Here is a 17,800-nt window from a genome sequence, read left to right on the forward strand (position 1 = left end):
CTCCCTTAACCGAGCTTGAATTCGTCCTTCGGCCGCTTGCTCAGGGCGGTCTGGAACTTGGCTTTCAACAGCTTCATTTCGGCGTCCAGCGCCGTGAAGATCTTTTGGGCATCCTCAGCCGAATACTCGTAGTTGTTCGAGTTCGCCAGATTGCCGATGAGCCGCAGCATCTGGGTCGCCTTTGTGACCCTTGCTTCACCCAGCTCAATAAACCGACTTCGCTTGTCTCGCATAGCGACCTTTCGATCTCCGTTCACTACTGGTGCAAAATGTAGCACACAAAATCGCCACGTTTTGCGCATTGTTGTGGGGCAGTAGACAAGCTTATTTTCTGCCCAGCTGACGAGCAGCGTGTTGCAGATGGTTACTATCTGGCGGGAGGCGGTCTGGGATGGGCCGCGTTCTCCCTAGGGCGTGGCTGCTGGCCAGCCGCAATTTGCAATGGAGGATCGATGCGCGACCCCGGCAAGCTCTTCGTAGACGATCGCCTGACGGGCATTTGCGTCTATTGCGGAACGCGGCCAGACACAAGGGACCACTCCCCCTCAAAGGTTCTGCTGGATGAGCCCTACCTGCCCGGCAGGTGGCGCGTGATCACGCGGGGCACGAGCGGCAGCACTGACGCCACCAGCATGGGTTGCGCGGCCAGCAGCAAGCGCAGCGGGATCGGCAGTGACAGCACCCACTGGCGCAGCGGCACAGGACCGGAGGGATCCTGCGACACCCGGGTGAGTCGGCGAGATGCCCGATCAACGGCTACTGAGCAACAGCAAAGACCTCTGGTCTCTTTCTCCATTCGTCCCATGTGACCTTCGGGTCAGTCGGAAACGTCTTGAGGATGCGCTTCTCGCCGCTCGCCTTCCGCTTCGCGTTCTCGTCCCACGCTGCCTGGCCTCCAGTGCGAGTTGCGGCGTAGAGCATCGCTGCCGTTCGCGTGTCGACACCAAGGTCGGCCATGGCTTGCTTGAAAATCTCATCGGCCTCACTCCGAGATCGAGTTTGGCTCCAGTACAGGTAGTCATGCAGAACAGCGGCCTGTGCGAAGGTGCCGTCGGGCCTGATGAGAGACCAAAAGGCTCTCGGGATGCTGTCCAATGTGAAAACGAAGCCAGCCGGTACGGTCACAGGTTCCTGCTTCGTTGACAACTCGCTGCTCCATTAGGACTCCACACGAACTTCTCTTGAAGAAAGTATGTCGGATCGGCGAATCGCCCCATTCTCAAGACACCGGACAGCCCACTGCCGATCGGGGGGTCAACAGTTCGTGGATTTCCTGCCGCGCTGCGGTTCTTGGCGACGTATCCAACTTCAGCGTATGCCCAGTCCAAGTTCCGGACCAGTCGAGCGATCTGTACCTCGTCTCGCTCCGGAGCCGAAGACATCGAGGACAGGTCAGCCTCCATCTTGTCGATGCCGGTTCGGATTTCCGTTCGCTTCGATCGAAGGTCGTCCAGGTAGGTGAGCCAATCTTTGCGAGAGGGCTCAGTCGACACGCGCGCGAAGTACTGCGCGAAGCGAATCCGCAATTCAATGTCCTGGTTCAGTGCGTTGCTGATGAACTCCTTGATGTATTGGTCTCGAAACTCCTGCTGCTTCGCTTGCCGTTCGGCGTTCGCCTTCGTGTGCTCAAGCACAGCCGTGGCTAGCTGAAAGAGAGGAGGTATGGCCGCTATGGCGAGTGCAACGAATACGCTGCCCAGCACAAACTTTCTGTAGTCGAGCTGAACCTTATACCGATCCAACTTGAGCCTCTCTCGCTCAAGCTCCAAGATGTCGGATCGCGAGAGAGTAGGTAGCTGCTTGCTAGCTTCGTCCATAGATCCTCACATTTCACCGCACCTCATGCCGAGGGTGCTATTTCTTGGCGTGACTCTTTGGTTGCCGGACCTCACCGTACAGCAGCGCAAGGTCCTCGTCGAGCTTCCGCGCTTCAGCAGTCAGTTCGTCTAAGCGCTTGATGGTGATGGACTTCTCCTCGTCACGGGCGCTGCGAAGCTCGATCAGCAAGAGCAGCTTGCCATCCTGATCCCGGTAAGCGTGCAGGAGCGGCCCGTTGTGCGCCACGAGGTTCCTTGTTCCCGCCAGCCCTTTCAGTCTGCTGAACGCGTCTTCGACGCGCTTGTGCACATCGTCAATCAACCCGATGTCGAGCACCAGCGACTTGGCAAGAGGTGCCCTCGCACCAAGCATCAGGTCGCCCGTCGCATCTCGCAGTCGCTTCGACCCGAATGTCTCAACGAACAGGTACGTCCAGTACTCGCAGCTCGTGAAGGCAACCATGAAGCGCCCAATGGCGAGCGCCCATTCGTCCATGAGCTTCTGATGCTCAGCAGCATCAACGGTGAAAGGATCGCCAGCCATGACTACTACCTTGCCAGTGCTTGTTTGTGCGTCCCGCCTTGCCAACCCATGTTCGAGACTTTGACAAAGTCCGTGAACAGGCATTTGTCGCATAGCAGCTTGAACGCGAGCGTAAAGCCCTTTGGCGCGACAACGTCCACGTGGTCGGCGTACGGGTGCTTCTCTTCCTTGGCTCGAACCTCATAGTCCAGCAGCCGCAGCAGCCGCTTATCCGGACACATGGGGCAGAAGAAATAGAAGTAGTCAGTCCCATCGGTGGCTCCGGTGAGCTTCCCGTCTTGGACCGCCTCAGAGCCGTGGTACGGCTTGCCGTCATTGAAGGTCGTCATGGTTTGTAATGCTACGCCGCCACTGCGACTCGAAACCCCGACGCATACGCCCCCACATCCTGGCCGTCGCAGCCACCAACTTCCCAACTCCACCAGAACAGCAATGTGATCCTATGAATTGCGCAGTGTCCTGATGCCCGACGTCTATGCGGCCCGAGGCAAAGCAGAACTCCAGACGTCGCAGTGGCTTGCGGCCAGCATCAGCCAGGGCGACCAGTTGTCCCGTTCAAGGCAGCAGGTGACTCGCTGAAAAGCAGCCGTTGGCGACCGGCCGCTCCTGGCCGGCTTCGTGAATTCGCCGCCATCCGCCGAATACCCGCTCCCGCTGTGGACCTGCTCGTCGATACGCAGAGGGCAGGTCAAGGCTGTCTGCGGTCAGTCGAACAGTGCGGCCGGGAGAACCGCGTCTCGGGCTATGACCGGACATTCCGGCAGCCTTCCCGGGCCTGTCCAAGCATCTGCGTGCAAGGATTCAAGAGCCCCGACGAAGGTGCGGCACACGCTCTGATCTTAGGCGTGCAAGCTCTGTCCAAGGTAATCCCGGACCTGGAACAGATTCAATGAGAATTTCGACGCGTCCTCTGGGCGCACAACAATGATCAGCTTATTCGAAAACGCCCGTTCGCTCGCCGCATTGGCGAAGGACTGCGCGATGCGCTCAATCATCTTCTTGCGGGGATACGGAACTCGCCCGCGTCCGGTGCCCATCAATGGCATAACGATGTCGCCTACCTCGGCCTTAGACGCCAGGCTAATCCACAGTTTCTCAAGTGCCTCGTCAATCATCTTCAAGTTCGACTGAGCGTTCTTGCTTTCCTCCATTTGCGACATTGCCACGAGGTAGAAATTCTTTTTGTGAGCGCTCACGCGGGCGACGGTGCCGATTGGATATTCCTTCTTCTTGCCAGGTCTCTTGTCGTTGATGGTGTGATGCTCTCTCTCGAGCGACGCCTCTATCTGCCGATCAATCTCCGTGGTCTGGCCGTTGAAGTAGTTTGTGGCCAATTGCCCTTGCAAGCTCGACGCAGCAATCAACCCTGACGCCATGTCCGTATCGAAAGTCGAGCTGGTACTGATAATGACTTCGCCGGGAATATTGAAGATGTCGCCGATCACGACCTCGATCGCAAAGTCCTTCTGCGGAATCTTGTAGCTGACTCGTGAAAGTGGCCGACGTGTGGACAGCACGTACAGCAGCGCGAGCACGACCAAGATGAACAACCCGTAGTAGCTGTACCGATCCTTCTTGTAAACATTGAAGGCGTCTGCCAAGTCAACGCACAAGTACAGAATGCCCATGACGGCGAAGAACTTGCCAATCGCCTCCCCCGAGAAAAGCGCGTAGCGCCAATAGGCCCAGGTCCTGATCGACTCGAAGAAATACCTCACAGGCCGAGCCGCCTGTACACGTCATCGTTATAAAAGCGGGCACCAGTCATGCCGGCGCTGCGCAGGTTCTGGAAATCGGTCGGCCAATTGTCCATTGCGTACTCAATGATGTTGTGGTTGAACGATGTGTACGCAACTAGCTGATCCCGAATGGTAGCCGGGCAACGATCATCCATCTGCCGACTCCCATTCAAGTTCACCCCGATGATCGGAAGCCCCAGCCGCAATCCCACCTCAAGCTCCCACTTCACGAACTTGGTTAGGTACTTGGTATTGGCCCCGATGAGCACCACGAGCAGTTTGGAATTGGCGAAGCGCTCCCGAAGCTGCCGCTTGATACTCTCTTCTTGGCTCGAATCCCGTGCCGTATTCAAGTCATGTGCGTTATGGAAATTGAGCGAAAACCCGTCATTTGCTTGCCACGCCGTCATGAGACGGTAGTAGTGCATGTCGTTGTCGCCGTCGAAGGCGATGTAGGTCTTATTTCGGTATGCCATTAGTCTTCCCTACCACGGTCAACAGATTCTAGAGTGCCTAAGCCGGCCGAGGTACTGGTGAAGACCGTTAAGATTTGAGCAAGTCGCCCTCAAGGGCGTGCAGATCCTCGATTCACGCCGTCGGGCTGCAGGTCGCTATGCCTTGACCTAGCCGTGTGCCCTAGAAGGCATCCCGTGACGACCTGGACCGTTGAGGCACCGGCAGGATCGAAAAGTCAGGGAACGGGGTTCCGGAAGAGTTCAAACCCCAAAGTGCGGTGCGGTAGCGCCTGATCGGCCCCAGCAGGTTCGATTCACCGGGCGGAACATCGGGTTCAAGCGATAACCGCAGGGGCTCCGTTAGGTTCCGAGTACAGGCCATACGAACCCTTGAAGCCCAGAAGTCTTAGCAGGTACTCCCGGACCAGATCCTGAACCTGCTCGTACGCCTTCCAGTTTTCCTTATGCGTCAGGTCAGACACGCCCGAGTGCACGATGGAATTCCGCAAGGACACGATGTCATCAAGGGCTGGCATCATTCCAACGACCTTGAACATCCGTGTCAGCATGGCCTTGAATGAGATGGTTGGGTCCTTTGGACCCGGGCCTACTCGGAAGAAGCCATTGACGAACGGGATCCCCTCGCTCGTTGCATACGTATGCTTTAGGTTCTCCAACAGGACAAAGGCAAATATCAGCCGGCACTCGGTAGGCTGCGCTTCGCGTTCTGCCTGCAACTGGTAGTCGATGGCCACGTTCAGCATGCGGGACTGCTCAAGCTGGGTGTACACCGGATAGGTCTGGTCGATGAACTCTCTAATGACCGCAGCGTCTCGAATCTCAAAGACCGGGCGGAAGACCCGGGTTGTGCCAACCACCGCTTTCCTGGCGCCGGCCTTGCCATCGGCTGGGTAGTCATGCCCATAGCAGACCACCTTTGACTGGCACGCGAAGGAGAGCAGCCAGCAAATGCGGTCGATGGTCGCTAGAACCTTTGGGACGGCTGACTTCGCTACTCCCTGCACCAAGATCTGCGTCGTTGCGGTGAACTGTCCATTGAGTTGGGATACGGGGCCTTTGATCACTTCTGGCTTCTGGGTCACGATGAACTTGCGGCGTTCACACGTGAATGTCACTGTGTCCCGGATGAACGATCCCTTCCCAAGATCGGTGATCGTTTCCCCACCAATCAAACAATTGGCGACATGTGCGCGTAGGTCTGGCATCTTGAACTCCCTGTAGGAGCAGTATTGCCTCGGGCGTTGCGGGACGCTAGCTGGATGACCCCAACAACGCCGTCCGTTGGCGCGCGCTGCGCATGCGCTGGGACTCGGCCGGGTTGTTCAAGCACAGCAGACCTCACCGGGCTTCTGAACATCGACAACGTCGAGAACTACGATCACATCGTCCCTCTGTCGAGCTGGTGGCTCAATGACATCACCAACTTGCAGTTGCTGTGCGTGCCTTGCAATCAATACGACAAGCGCGACGGCGTCCCCATCACGTCCGGGCGTTACCAGTCTTGGTATCCCATGGAAGACAGTGAATCATGATCGGCTGGGGTATCTGCAACGTTACTATACAAGCAAACGCTTTGTATAGTAACTGCTGCGTAGGCGGCACTCAAGGTGTTTGAAACGGCCAAGGTGCATTGCCTGAATAAAGGTATGGCAATGCAAATCGGCCTCCGTCGAAAGGGGATGCCTCAACGGTGCGGAAACTCGAGTTGCGGCCTTGAACGGATTAGGCCGCTAGACCGCCACGCATGCGTTCAAGGAGCGTTTCCAACTCGTGGAGGCCACGCGAACTGGTAATGATCTCGGCTGGAGTCAAGCCACCAAGCTCCGCCAGGGGGCTGTACATCCAACCGTCCAACCAAGTTTCAAGGTCTGCCGATGGGACAGGTTCGCCACTCTGATCAAGCAGATTCCTCAGCCGGGCCAGTAAAACTTCCTTAGCCTGCTGCAAGCAGAGTGGATGATTCACACACGATTTCGATGAGTTGGCGGGGCGATCGTCGCTCAAGCCGCTGTGGGCTTGGCGCGAATCCACGCTGAAAGTAGATCTTTAAAACAGTCCTCGCAGATATCCAATTGAACGAGGCTCCCATCTTCGAATGGGGATGTGTAGCGCGCGCAATACTCAATGGAAATCATCGAATCAAAAATAATATCACCTGGTGTGGCCTCAAGCTTGCATCGATCGCATTCAATTAGCTTGACTACAGAATAGGATATCGAGCCAAGCTGTTTCATAGCGACTTTTCTTCCCGTGAGAATCGCAGCACCTCGGCAACGTCATTTACGCCGAGCTCTGCCACTTCGAGAGGAAAGCCGCCATACCTCGTGCCGTCTTGGCACAAGAAAGTCAAAGGCATGGCATGAGCCATTTCCGGATTGGTCGGGCGCTCAATGCTGATGACTGAATTGGTGTGCCATTGCCTGGTGGGCGATTGATTGGGTGGCGAAACGATCGATAGCCCAATGAATTGGCCCGGCGCAGGAGGCTCTTTGAGAAACGCGCCGACGTCCTTGTCTGTCGACAGAATGAAGGACTGTCTTGCGCCACTCTCCTCGTCAATGATTACGGTGGCGATGAACCATGGCCATTGCGCAATCAACTCGACCGTCTTCCAAAGGGTCCTTTGGGGATCAAGTTGCAGCGGATTCTTGAAAGCTGGACGGGTGGCAAACATGGCGACTCAAATCGCCAATTGTGACTTAAACGCGGCTGACTCAAACGCAGCATCTGGCCAGACTTGCGCCCGTGAGTTCAGAGCGCCGAGAGACAGACCATCCAGGAACCAATGCGCGCGCATTGCTTGCCGCAAATCTGCTTCGTCTGCGCCGTGAGCACGGCTTGACGCAGGAAGCCTTGGCGTTTAACTCGGGGCTGCATCGCACATTCATTGCCCATGTCGAACAGCAGTCGCGGAACATCTCCATTGACAACATTGAGCGACTCGCCGGTGCGCTCGGGGTGCAGACATTTGAGCTCTTGGTGCCGGGCTGAAGTCGCGAAACGAAAGTTATCCACAGAGCCTCCGTCTCCCGGCACGCCTCAGGGTTAGAATCTTCACAAATACAGGAGAAATTCAGTGAGAACTTGTCAATTTGACCGCTCACCTCCCTTCTGACCGGACTTCGCCAGCATGGCAAGCAAGAGGCTCGTGGCTTCCCGGCACGAGCCTTTTTTGTTGGTGGAGCCTGATCAGTGACCGAGCCCCTGCACCTCAGACCCGAGACCATCCCCGGCGTGGGTGAGCTGGGGCTGCTGGGCGGCGGCGGCCTGCCGCTGCTGCGGGCGCTGCTTGACGCCATTCCCGCCCGGGTGGTGGTGCTGGACGCCTGCGAATGCCTGGTCTATGCGAATGACGAGTTCTTTGCCTTCACCGGCCTGCACCCCAAGCAGGTGCTGGGCCAGGCGATAGGGCGGGTGATCGGGCCCGATGCCTATGCTGGCTATGCGCCCTTGCGCGAGCGGCTGAAGCTGGGGGCGCCGGTCAGCTGGGAGGGCTGGGTCACCCTGGCCGGGCGCGGTCGACGCTATATGCGCGAGCAGCTGATTCCCTGCGGTCCGGCCCATGCGCCGATGGACGCCACCATCGTCATCAGCCTGGACTGGACGGCGCTGAAGCAGCGCGAGGCCGAACTGTCGGCCAAGGTGCAGGAGCTGGAGACCACCGAGGCGCTGAAGTCGTCCATCGTCGACCATGCCTTGGCCGCCATCGTCTCCACCGATGCGGCGGGCCGGGTGGTCGAGTTCAACCCGGCGGCCGAGACGATGTTCGGCGTCTCTCGTGAGCAGACCCTGGGCCGACCGGTGGCTGAGGTGATCATCCCCATGCAGCACCGTCAGGCCCATGAGGCCGGCATGCGCCGGGTGACCGAGGGCGGGGCGCCGCGGCTGCTCGGGCGGCGGGTCGAAATGACAGCGCTGCGTGCCAATGGAGGCGAGTTCCCGGTCGAGATGGTGCTGTGGCGCACCATGGTCGGCGGCCAGACCTTCTACACCGCCTCGATGTTCGATCTGACCGAGAGGCGCGACGCCCAGGCCGAGATCGAGCGCCAGCGCGACGCGCTTCGTCAGAACGAAAAGCTCACCGCCATGGGCAGCCTGCTGGCTGGCGTGGCCCATGAGCTGAACAACCCGCTGGCCATCGTCATGGGCCGTGCCAGCCTGCTGGAGGAGAAGCTGGTCAACACCCCCGCCGCCGCCGATGCGCTGCGCATCCGCGAGGCCGCCGAGCGCTGCGGCCGCATCGTCCGCGCCTTCCTGAACATGGCCCGCCAGCGCCCCAGCCTGCGCAGCCCGGTGCTGCTCAACGACCTGGTGCAGGCCGCCACCGACATGCTGCAGTACGCGCTGCGCAGCCACGACATCACGCTGCAGCTGGAGCTGACCCCGGGGCTGCCCGAGATCCATGCCGACCCGGACCAGGTCGGCCAGATCGTGCTCAATCTGCTCGTCAATGCCCAGCAGGCGCTGATGGCGGTGGACGGGGTGCGGCGCCTCAGCGTCGGCACCGGCCTGGAGCAGCGCCGCAGCGACCGCGAACCGCGCCTGTGGCTGCGCGTGCGCGACAACGGTGCCGGCGTGCCGCCCGAGCTGCGCGAGCAGATCTTCGCCCCCTTCTTCACCACCAAGGCCGAGGGGGTGGGCACCGGCATGGGCCTGGCGGTGTCGCGCTCGATCGCCCAATCGCACGGCGGCAGCCTGCTGCTGGAGGAGGGCCCCGGCGGCGCCTCCTTCCGCCTCAGCCTGCCGCTCAGCGGCGAGGCAGGCCCGCCCTCGGCCGCGGCGCCGCTTGATGCCCTGGACAGCGCCGGCGCGGCGCGCCTGCTGGTTGTCGATGACGAGGGCCAGATCGCCGAGCTGATGCGCGATTTCCTGTGCAGCGCCGGCTACGAGGTGGCGGTGGCCGAATCGGGCTCGGTGGCCCTGGCCATGCTGGGCGAGACCCGCTTTGACGCCATCGTGTCCGATCTGCGCATGCCCGATATCGATGGCGCCGCGCTGTGGCGGGCCGTGCGCCAGCATGACCCGGCCCTGGCCCGGCGCATGCTGTTCGTCACCGGCGACACCCTGTCGCCCAGCGCCCGGGTGTTCCTGGACCAGTCGCGCTGCGCCGGCCTGGACAAGCCCTTCACCAAGGCCGAGTTGCTGCGCGCGGTGCAGGAGCTGCTGGCGGGGCCGGCCTGAGGCCCCCCGGCCTACAATCGTCCGAAGGCTTGGCCGAGCCCCCACCCGTTCGCGGGGTGCCCCGGTCAAGCCCGTATTGAACTTGTCATCATCTGCTGCAATAGTGCGCGGTTCGGGTGTCGCGCCGCAGGCGTGCACCGCCTTGTTGAGATCGAAGGTGCCGGTTTGAATCCAATGCTGTCTGTTGGCCGTGCGTCGCGCACCTCGGTGCGCGGCTTTACCCTGCTTGAGCTGCTGGTGGTGATGGTCATCATCGGCCTGCTGGCGGGCTATGTCGGCCCCAAGTTCTTCGGCCAGATCGGCAAGTCCGAGGTCAAGGCCGCCAAGGCGCAGATCGACGGCCTGCAGAAGGCGCTGGACCAGTACCGCATCGACATGGGCCGCTACCCGAGCACCGAGCAGGGCCTGGCCGTGCTGGTCACCAAGCCCTCGGACGAGCCGCGCTGGGCCGGCCCCTATCTGAGCAAGGCCGTGCCCAAGGACCCCTGGCAGCACGAATTCCAGTACCGCTCGCCGGGCGAGCATGGCGAGTACGACCTGCTGTCCTTCGGCAAGGACGGCCGTCCCGGCGGTGAAGGCGAAGATGCCGACCTGGTCAGTTGGTGAGCCGGCTCCCGGCACCAGGCGATGCCTGACTTCCTGATTCGCGTCTTCGACCCCGTGCATGGGGTGCAGCAGAGCCGCATCAGCGCGCCCGACCGCCACGCGGTGGCCGCGCAGCTGGGTGTGGCGCCACAGCGCATTTTGAGCGTCCAAGAGGTGGGTGCGGCGGCGACGGGCGGCCTGAAGCTGTGGCCGGCCGCACGCGGCACCAAACGCTTTCCGCTGCAGCTGTTCAGCCAGGAGCTTGCTGTGCTGCTGGACGCCGGCATTGCCCTGCTCGAAGCCTTGAGCACGCTGCGCGAGAAGGAGTCACGCACCGATGTGCAGCAGGCACTGGACGCGGTGATCGCGATGGTGCGCGAGGGGCGGGCCCTGTCGGTGGCGATGCAGGCCCAGCCGGCGGTGTTCGACGAGCTGGTCTGCGCCATCGTCGCGGCCAATGAGCGCACCGGCCAGCTGGCCCTGGCGCTGAGCCAGCATGCCAAATACCTGGCCTGGGTCGAGGCGTTGCGCTCGCGGCTGGTGGCGGCCTGCGTCTATCCGCTGCTGCTGCTGATCGTGGGCGGTGCGGTGATCATGTTTTTGCTGCTGTTCGTGCTGCCGCGCTTTGCCGGCATCCTCGACGGCCTGGGAGACAAGCTGCCCTGGGCCTCGCAGGTGCTGATCAGCTTCGGCCGCGTGGCAGGCGAGCATCCGGGCCTGGCGCTGGGCGGGGCGGCGATGCTGGTGTTCGCCGGCGTGGTCGTGTGGCGCCATCCGTCGACGCATCAGGCCTTGATCCACTGGGCCTGGCGCATGCCGGGCCTGGGCCCGCGGCTGCGCGTGTTGGCGCTGGCTCGGCTGTACCGCAGCCTGGGCATGCTCTTGGCCTCGGGCGTACCTGCGCTGGCCGCGCTGCGCATCGTGCGCGGCGTGGTCGCCCCGCCCTGGCGTGCGCCGGTTGCTGCGGCCGCCGACATGGTGGCCCAGGGCGAGCGGCTGTCCGCCGCCTTCGAGGCGCAAGACCTGGCCACGCCGGTGGCGCGGCGCATGCTGCGCGTCGGCGAGCGCAGCGGCGAGCTGGCGGCGATGCTGGAGCGGGCCGCCGCCTTCCATGACGAGGAGGCGGTGCGCCTGACCGAGCTGCTGACCCGCGCCATCAACCCCATCCTGATGCTGATCATGGGGGTCGTCATCGGCGGCATCATCGTGCTGATGTACCTACCGATCTTCCAGCTGGTGGAGCAAGTCCAATGACCGACGCAGCACTTGACAGCACCGCCCTGTCCAGCTGGCTGCCGGCCGAATCCGGCCCCTGGCACCTGGACTTCGAGCGCTGGCCACAGGCCCAGGCGCTGCGCTGGCGCGCGGTGCTGGCGGCGGGCGCCAAGAGCGGGCCCATGCTGCTGGCCGACCGCGAGCCGGATCTGATGCTGCTGCAAAGCGTCGAGTCGCGGCTGCTGTGCCCGGTGCGCTGGTTGCGCGTCGATGCCGCGGCGCTGGAGCACTGGCTGGGCGCGGGCGAGGCGGACTTCCGCGCGCTGTCGGGCCTGGAGGAGTCTCTCGCCCAGAACGGCGGCATCAACAATGTCGATGACCTGTCGGCGCGCTCTTTAAGCGAGCAGGCCAATCCGGTCATGCGGCTGCTCGATGCGACCTTGTACGACGCGCTGCAGGACGGCGCCAGCGACATCCACATCGAATGCACGGCCCGCGGCGCGGTGATACGTTTCCGCGTCGACGGCGTGATGTCCATGGTGCGCAGCGTCGATGGCATTCCGGTGGCGGAGCAGCTGGTGTCGCGTCTGAAGGTGATGGCCGAGCTGGACATCGGCGAGCGCCGCCTGCCGCAGGATGGTCGCTTCAAGCTGCGTGTGCAGGGCCGCGAGGTGGACTTCCGCCTGTCCATCATGCCCAGCGTGTTCGGCGAAGACGCCGTCGTGCGCGTGCTGGACCGGGCCAATATCGAGCAGGAGCATGGCCAGCTGACCCTGGATGCGCTGGGCTTCGATGCCTCCGAGCGCGCCGCCGTGCGAGCCCTTGCGCGCCAGCCGCACGGCATGCTGCTGGTCACCGGGCCGACCGGCAGCGGCAAGACGACAACGCTTTACGCGACGCTGTCCGAGATCCACACCGGCCAGGACAAGATCATCACCATCGAAGACCCGGTCGAGTACCAGCTGCCCGGCGTGGTGCAGATACCGGTCAACGAGAAGAAGGGCCTGACCTTCTCGCGCGGCCTGCGCTCCATCCTGCGCCACGACCCGGACCGCGTGATGGTCGGCGAGATCCGCGATCCCGAGACGGCGCAGATCGCGGTGCAGGCGGCGCTGACGGGCCATCTGGTGTTCAGCACCGTCCACGCCAACAACGCCTTCGACGTGATCGGCCGCTTCATGCACATGGGGCTGGACCTGTACAACGTGGTCTCGGCGCTGAATGCGGTGCTGGCCCAGCGCCTGCTGCGGCTGAACTGCAGCCATTGCGCCAAGCCTTTTCTGCCCGAGCCCGAGGTGCTGGCGGCCCACGGCCTGAAGCCGGGCGAGGGCCTATTCAAGAAGGGTGACGGCTGCGGCCATTGCCGCGGCACCGGCTACAAGGGCCGGCGCGCGGTGGCCGAGCTGCTGAAGCTGGATGATGGCCTGCGCGACCTGATTGCGGCGCGGGCGCCGATGTCGCAGATCAAGGAGGCGGCGCGCTCGCGCGGCATGCGCTCGCTGCGCAGCGTGGCGCTGGCGGCCGTCTGCCGCGGTGAAACGACTTTTGAAGAGCTGGATCGGGTGACCCTGGATGACTGAGCTGGCCACCACCTCCACTGTCGGCAGCGCCTTGCGGCGGCTGCGCGCGCGCTGGGCCCGGCCGCAGACGCTGTGGCTGCAGGCCGATGGCGTGCGAGAGCTTCGGCCCGATGGCGCGACCGCCGTGCAGCCCTGGAGCAGCTGGTGCCAGGCCCATGCGGGCGGCGCGGCGCAGGTCTGGGTCAGCGGCGCGCTGCTGCACCATCTGGTCGCCGAGGCCGGCATGCCTTTGGAGGACGACGCGGCGCTGAACGCTTACGCCAGCCAACTGCTGAGTCACTACTTCGGCGCCGCCGCCCAGCGCTGGGCGCTGGCGCCCTGGCGCTCCGGTGAGCGCGGCGGTGCCTGCGCGCTGCAGGGTGCCGATCTGGCCCAGTTGCAGGCGGCAGCGCTTGCCCACGGCGTCGATCTGCGCAGCCTGCGCCCGGCCTGGAGCGTGGCCCTGGCCGCGCTGCAGGCCAGTGAGCCCGACTGGGCGCGTGCGCCGCAGGCGGCGCTGGCCTTCGTCGAGGGTCAGCTGGTGACCTGGGTGGGCCTGCAGCAGGGCCGGTGCGTGACGCTGCGCCATGCCCGGTTGGCCGAGGCAACGCTGGAGTCGCTGGGCGAGGCGCTGAACCATTTGCGCGCCGAGCGGGTCTTGGGCGCTGCCGTCGAAACGCTGGTGCTGGGCTATGGCCTGGCCACGGCGGCCACCCCGGTCTGGCCTGGCGTGCGCGTGCTGGGTCGTCTGGACGGCGATGCGCCGACCCTGGCGCAGCTGAGCCCGCCGGCCAAGGCCGCCGGCGCGAACCTGCCTCAGCCCGATTTCCTGGCCACCGGCCCACGCGGCAGCCCGCTGGGCTGGGCGCTGGCCGCCACCGGCCTGCTGGTGCTGCTGACCGCCGCCTGGTCGGCCTGGGAGAGCCATGCCGCCCGCGACGCAGCCCAGCAGGAGCTGGCCCAGCTGCAGAACCGTGCCCGTGGCCGCCCGGCCGCTGTGGCAGCGCCGGTGGCGCGCAACAGCGCCCAGGCGGGCTCGCAACAACAGGCGCAGCTGCAGGCCCAGCAGGAGGCCACCCGCGCCGCCCGCGAGGTCGCCGGCCTGCTGCAGGAACCCTGGGGTCAGATCTTGAGCCAGGTCGAAGCCGCTGGCGGCAAGCAGGTGCAATGGCTGGGCTTCGACTACACGGCCGTGCGCGCCGAGCTGCGCCTTGAGGGCCTGAGCGCCGACCGCAAGACCGCGCTGGATGTGGTGGACCGGCTAAGCGCGCTGCCCGGCTGGCAGGACGTGGTGCTGAGCCGGTTGATGACCGGCGACCAGGGCCTGACTGGCCTGAAGCTGGATGTCAGTGCCAAGCTGCTGCCCCAAGTCTTGACATCGGAGGCCAAGCCATGACGCGCGGCGAACTGGTACGCCATCTTCGTCGCTTCGGCCTGCCCGGCGCCTTCGGCCTGCTGTGCCTGCTGGGCGCGGCCCTGCTGCTGCTGGGCCCGGTGCGCAGCTGGGAGGCACAGGCGACCGCCAGCTTCGCGGATGCCGATGCGCTGCGCGCCAGGCTGAAGCGCCAGCCGGTGGTGGTCGAGGCGCCGCAGGAAACCCAGCCCCGCCATCTGGTCGCCAGCCTGCCCGAGGTCAGCGACCGGCAGGCCCGGCTGGGCGATCTGCTGACCCTGGCGTTGAAGCAGGGCCTGAACAGCAGCCGAACCGAGCACCGCATCACCCGCGACGACAAGCTCGGCCTGGAACGCCTGCGCATCACCATGCCGGTGCAGGGCACGTATGCCCAGTTGCGCGGTTTCATCGAGCAGGCCCTGCGGCAAGACCCGGCCCTGAGTCTGGACAGCCTGAAACTGCGCCGCAACAACCCGGCCGCGGCCGAGATCGAGGCCGAGCTGGTCTGGTCGCTGCATGCCCGCTCAGCCGTCGTCGAGGGCCGGCAGCCATGAAGCCGCGTCAGCTCGCCCTGGGCGCCGGTCTGGCCGCCACCCTCGCCGCCACCGTCTGGCTGGCGATGAGCCCGGAGGAGGAGACGGTGGTCGCCACCGCCGGTGCACGACGCGACGCTGCACCGCGCGCGGCTGCGGCCAGCACGCCGGCGGCCAAGCCTGCAGCATCCAACTGGCCGATCCGCCTGGTGGCCCCGCCGCGCGAGGCCTGGGCGCCGCCGACCGATCCGCTGTTCGCCGCCTGGTCACCGCCGCCCCCGCCGCCGCCCCCTCCGGCTCCGCCGCCCCCACCACCGCCGCCCCCGCGCGCGCCCAACTTCCCCTATCAGCTGATGGGCCGCATGGAAGAGGGCGGCGTCGCGCAGGCCCTGCTGTCCGGCCCGCTGCGCAGCTTCGGCGTGCGTGCCGGCGATGTGATCGATGGCCAGTGGCGCGTGGAGCAGGTCGGCGCCACCGGCGTGAAGCTCGTCTGGATACCCGGCGGGCTGCCCCAAACTCTCAGCTTCAAACCCTCATGACACGCTCATCACCACTTTCCCCGACGCTGGGCATGCTGCTGCTGGGCGTGCTTGCGCTCCTGGCCTCCTGCGCCAACCCGGCGCTGAAGCAGGCCGACGACCTGGCGCGCGGCAATCAGCCCCTGCAGGCTCACGCCCTGCTCAGCACGGCGCTGGTGCAGGAGCCGGGCAACGCCAATCTGCGCGCCGCGCAGATCCGCATGCGCGAGCGCGCCAGCTCGCAGCTGGTGCTGCAGATCGATGCCTCGCGCACGGCCATGCGCTGGGACGACGCCCGCGACTATCTGGACCGGCTGACCGAGCTGGAACCCAAGCACCCGCGCCTGAAGCAGCTGAGCAACGAGATCGTCCGCGGCCAGAAACAGGAGCGCCTGCTGGGCGAGGCCCGCCAGCTCTTGAAGGCCAATCAGCTGGGTCAGGCCGAGGCGCGTGTGCGCGAGGTCTTGATCGAGACCCCCGGCCACCCCGGCGCCCGCGCGTTGGCACAGCAGCTGCATGACCGCAAGCCGCTGGAGGCGCTCAATACCGAGCTGGCGCCGGCCTTCCAGAAGCCGGTGACCCTGGAGTTCCGCGAGGCGCCGCTGCGCAATGTGTTCGAGGCGCTGTCGCGCAGCACCGGCATCAACTTCGTGTTCGACAAGGATGTGCGCGGCGACAGCAAGGTCACGATCTTCCTGCGCAACGTCACCCTGGACGAGGCCATGCGGGTGATCCTCAGCACCCAGCAGCTGGACCGCAAGCTGCTGAATGAATCGTCGGTGCTGATCTTCCCCAACACCCAGGGCAAGCAGCGCGAGCATCAGGAACTGATCACCCGCACGCTGTACCTGGCCAATGCCGATGTGAAGCAGGTGCAGACCCTGGTGCGCACGATCGCCAAGGTGCGCGACATCTATATCGACGAGCGCCTGAACCTGATGGTGGTGCGCGACACGCCCGAGGTGATGCGTCTGGTCGAGCGGCTGATTGCCTCGGTCGATCTGCCCGAACCCGAGGTCATGCTCGAGGTGGAGGTGATGGAGCTGGCCACCGACCGCGTCGACGCGCTGGGCCTGCAGTGGCCCGATTCGGTGCAGTTCGGTCTGCCGACCCGCGACTTTGCCGGCAACGTCAACGGCCTGGCCACCGGTCAGGTGCCCGTCGGCCGGCGCAACGAGTTCCGGGCCACTATCGCCAACCCGGCCCTCTTGGCTACGCTACGCGGCACCTCGGGCAACGTGAATCTGCTGGCCAATCCGAAGATACGGGTGCGCAACAAGGAAAAGGCCAAGGTGCAGATCGGCGAGAAGCTGCCGGTGTTCACGACCACGACGGCGGTCAACGTCGGCACCTCTGCCTCGGTGTCCTATCTGGACGTGGGCCTGAAGCTGGACGTCGAGCCGACCATTCAGCTGGACAACGACGTCAGCATCAAGGTGGCGCTGGAGGTCAGCAATTTGATACGTCAGGTGCAGGGCCCGGCGGGCTCGATCGCCTACCAGGTCGGCACCCGCGTCACCAGCACGACCTTGCGGCTGAACGATGGCGAGACGCAGATCCTGGCCGGCCTGATCAATGATGAAGACCGCCACACGGCGGCCGGCGTGCCGGGCCTGTCTTCGCTGCCGGTGGTGGGACGCCTGTTCGGCCTGCAGACCGACACGCGCAACAAGACCGAGGTGGTGCTGCTGATCACGCCGCGCATCGTGCGCAATCTGGCCCTGCCGGATTCGAGCTTCACCCAGCTGGCCGGTGGCACCGACAGTGCCCCGGGCGCCTTCAGCAGCCTGCTGCGCTCGTCCGGGGCCAAGGCCGGTGTCGGTATCAGCAGCGGCGGCAGCGCCGCCCCGGCCTTTGCAGCGCCCGCCGCAGCGCCTGCGCAGGCGGCTCCCGTTGATGAAGTGGTGCTGAACTTTGCCGTCACGCCCCAGGTGGCGCCGGGTGGCACCCTGTCGGTGACCTTGAAGCAGGACGGCGGCGCCACCATTCGCGGCGAGGTCGAGTTCGACCCCAGCCTGCTGGCACCCGCCCAGGCCGCGGCCAACACCGGCACCGGCCGCGTGCCCTTCGAGCTGGGCCCGCGCGGCGAGCGGGTGGTCGTGTTCCGCGCCCTGCCGGCCGCCAGCGGTCAGATGCTGGCCGTCAATATCGTCAGCGTCTCGGCCACCGGCCCGGGCGGCGAGGCGCCGACGGTGCGGCTCGATGGCCAGGGCTTGGCGACTGTAGGCAAGGCACCCTGA

20 protein-coding genes are annotated in these 17,800 nt (G+C 64.5%); 10 read left to right on the top strand and 10 right to left on the bottom strand.

What is annotated here, in order from left to right:
• Nucleotides 1-5 precede the first annotated feature (5 nt).
• The 8 genes from DES47_RS10020 to DES47_RS10060 form a co-directional block, all read right to left on the bottom strand.
• On the bottom strand, nt 6-170 hold the full coding sequence (locus DES47_RS10020; protein WP_208114948.1) for a hypothetical protein: 165 nt from the start codon (nt 168-170) through the stop codon (nt 6-8).
• A gap of 586 nt (nt 171-756) precedes the next feature.
• On the bottom strand, nt 757-1,125 hold the full coding sequence (locus tag DES47_RS29715; RefSeq protein WP_208114949.1) for a DUF1353 domain-containing protein: 369 nt from the start codon (nt 1,123-1,125) through the stop codon (nt 757-759).
• Nucleotides 1,122-1,817, bottom strand: coding sequence for a hypothetical protein (locus DES47_RS10035; protein ID WP_133700517.1), 696 nt, complete (start codon nt 1,815-1,817; stop codon nt 1,122-1,124). The genes DES47_RS29715 and DES47_RS10035 overlap by 4 nt, the downstream gene beginning before the upstream one ends.
• A gap of 37 nt (nt 1,818-1,854) precedes the next feature.
• Entirely contained in the window at nt 1,855-2,361 is a 507-nt protein-coding gene (locus DES47_RS10040) for a hypothetical protein (protein ID WP_133700518.1), read from the bottom strand.
• A gap of 5 nt (nt 2,362-2,366) precedes the next feature.
• A complete protein-coding gene (locus DES47_RS10045) occupies nt 2,367-2,690 on the bottom strand; it encodes a hypothetical protein (RefSeq protein ID WP_133700519.1) in 324 nt (107 codons plus the stop codon).
• Nucleotides 2,691-3,200: 510 nt separating this feature from the next.
• Nucleotides 3,201-4,079 carry a macro domain-containing protein gene (locus tag DES47_RS10050; RefSeq protein ID WP_133700520.1) on the bottom strand — a complete coding sequence of 293 codons (879 nt, stop codon included), beginning with the start codon at nt 4,077-4,079 and terminating at the stop codon, nt 3,201-3,203.
• Entirely contained in the window at nt 4,076-4,576 is a 501-nt protein-coding gene (locus DES47_RS10055) for a TIR domain-containing protein (protein ID WP_133700521.1), read from the bottom strand. The genes DES47_RS10050 and DES47_RS10055 overlap by 4 nt, the downstream gene beginning before the upstream one ends.
• Before the next feature lie 314 nt (nt 4,577-4,890).
• Nucleotides 4,891-5,781, bottom strand: a complete 891-nt coding sequence (locus DES47_RS10060) for a hypothetical protein (protein WP_133700522.1) — start codon at nt 5,779-5,781, stop codon at nt 4,891-4,893.
• 54 nt (nt 5,782-5,835) lie between these two features.
• Between DES47_RS10060 and DES47_RS10065 the strand changes: the two genes are divergently transcribed.
• Nucleotides 5,836-6,108 carry an HNH endonuclease gene (locus DES47_RS10065; RefSeq protein WP_243748245.1) on the top strand — a complete coding sequence of 91 codons (273 nt, stop codon included), beginning with the start codon at nt 5,836-5,838 and terminating at the stop codon, nt 6,106-6,108.
• Nucleotides 6,109-6,298: 190 nt separating this feature from the next.
• Here DES47_RS10065 and DES47_RS29720 read toward each other — a convergent pair whose 3' ends face one another.
• Together DES47_RS29720 and DES47_RS10075 are read right to left on the bottom strand one after the other, a co-directional pair.
• The gene (locus tag DES47_RS29720) at nt 6,299-6,607 is read right to left on the bottom strand and encodes an MbcA/ParS/Xre antitoxin family protein (protein ID WP_425057421.1); all 309 of its coding nucleotides are present in this window, start codon (nt 6,605-6,607) and stop codon (nt 6,299-6,301) included.
• A gap of 199 nt (nt 6,608-6,806) precedes the next feature.
• The gene (locus DES47_RS10075) at nt 6,807-7,250 is read right to left on the bottom strand and encodes a hypothetical protein (RefSeq protein WP_133700524.1); all 444 of its coding nucleotides are present in this window, start codon (nt 7,248-7,250) and stop codon (nt 6,807-6,809) included.
• Between the two features lie 71 nt (nt 7,251-7,321).
• On the opposite strand from DES47_RS10075, the gene DES47_RS10080 reads away from it, so the two are divergent.
• The 9 genes from DES47_RS10080 (at nt 7,322) to DES47_RS10120 (ending at nt 17,800) form a co-directional block, all read left to right on the top strand.
• The gene (locus tag DES47_RS10080; RefSeq protein ID WP_208114950.1) at nt 7,322-7,567 is read left to right on the top strand and encodes a helix-turn-helix domain-containing protein; all 246 of its coding nucleotides are present in this window, start codon (nt 7,322-7,324) and stop codon (nt 7,565-7,567) included.
• A gap of 201 nt (nt 7,568-7,768) precedes the next feature.
• Nucleotides 7,769-9,757, top strand: a complete 1,989-nt coding sequence (locus tag DES47_RS10085) for a hybrid sensor histidine kinase/response regulator (RefSeq protein WP_133700525.1) — start codon at nt 7,769-7,771, stop codon at nt 9,755-9,757.
• A gap of 174 nt (nt 9,758-9,931) precedes the next feature.
• Nucleotides 9,932-10,363 (top strand): type II secretion system major pseudopilin GspG, encoded by a 432-nt coding sequence (gene gspG, locus DES47_RS10090; RefSeq protein ID WP_133700526.1) that lies wholly within the window; start codon nt 9,932-9,934, stop codon nt 10,361-10,363.
• Between the two features lie 21 nt (nt 10,364-10,384).
• Nucleotides 10,385-11,596 (top strand): type II secretion system F family protein, encoded by a 1,212-nt coding sequence (locus DES47_RS10095; protein WP_133700527.1) that lies wholly within the window; start codon nt 10,385-10,387, stop codon nt 11,594-11,596.
• A complete protein-coding gene (locus DES47_RS10100) occupies nt 11,593-13,137 on the top strand; it encodes a GspE/PulE family protein (RefSeq protein ID WP_133700528.1) in 1,545 nt (514 codons plus the stop codon). The genes DES47_RS10095 and DES47_RS10100 overlap by 4 nt, the downstream gene beginning before the upstream one ends.
• Nucleotides 13,130-14,512 (top strand): hypothetical protein, encoded by a 1,383-nt coding sequence (locus DES47_RS10105; RefSeq protein ID WP_133700529.1) that lies wholly within the window; start codon nt 13,130-13,132, stop codon nt 14,510-14,512. The genes DES47_RS10100 and DES47_RS10105 overlap by 8 nt, the downstream gene beginning before the upstream one ends.
• Nucleotides 14,509-15,063 carry a hypothetical protein gene (locus tag DES47_RS10110; protein WP_133700530.1) on the top strand — a complete coding sequence of 185 codons (555 nt, stop codon included), beginning with the start codon at nt 14,509-14,511 and terminating at the stop codon, nt 15,061-15,063. The genes DES47_RS10105 and DES47_RS10110 overlap by 4 nt, the downstream gene beginning before the upstream one ends.
• Complete coding sequence (locus DES47_RS10115) at nt 15,060-15,581, top strand: hypothetical protein (RefSeq protein WP_133700531.1); 522 nt, start codon at nt 15,060-15,062, stop codon at nt 15,579-15,581. The genes DES47_RS10110 and DES47_RS10115 overlap by 4 nt, the downstream gene beginning before the upstream one ends.
• The gene (locus DES47_RS10120) at nt 15,578-17,800 is read left to right on the top strand and encodes a secretin N-terminal domain-containing protein (protein ID WP_133700532.1); all 2,223 of its coding nucleotides are present in this window, start codon (nt 15,578-15,580) and stop codon (nt 17,798-17,800) included. Before DES47_RS10115 ends, DES47_RS10120 begins: the two co-directional genes overlap by 4 nt.

It is taken from the genome of Roseateles toxinivorans (assembly GCF_004362525.1).
GTDB lineage: Bacteria > Pseudomonadota > Gammaproteobacteria > Burkholderiales > Burkholderiaceae_C > Paucibacter > Paucibacter toxinivorans.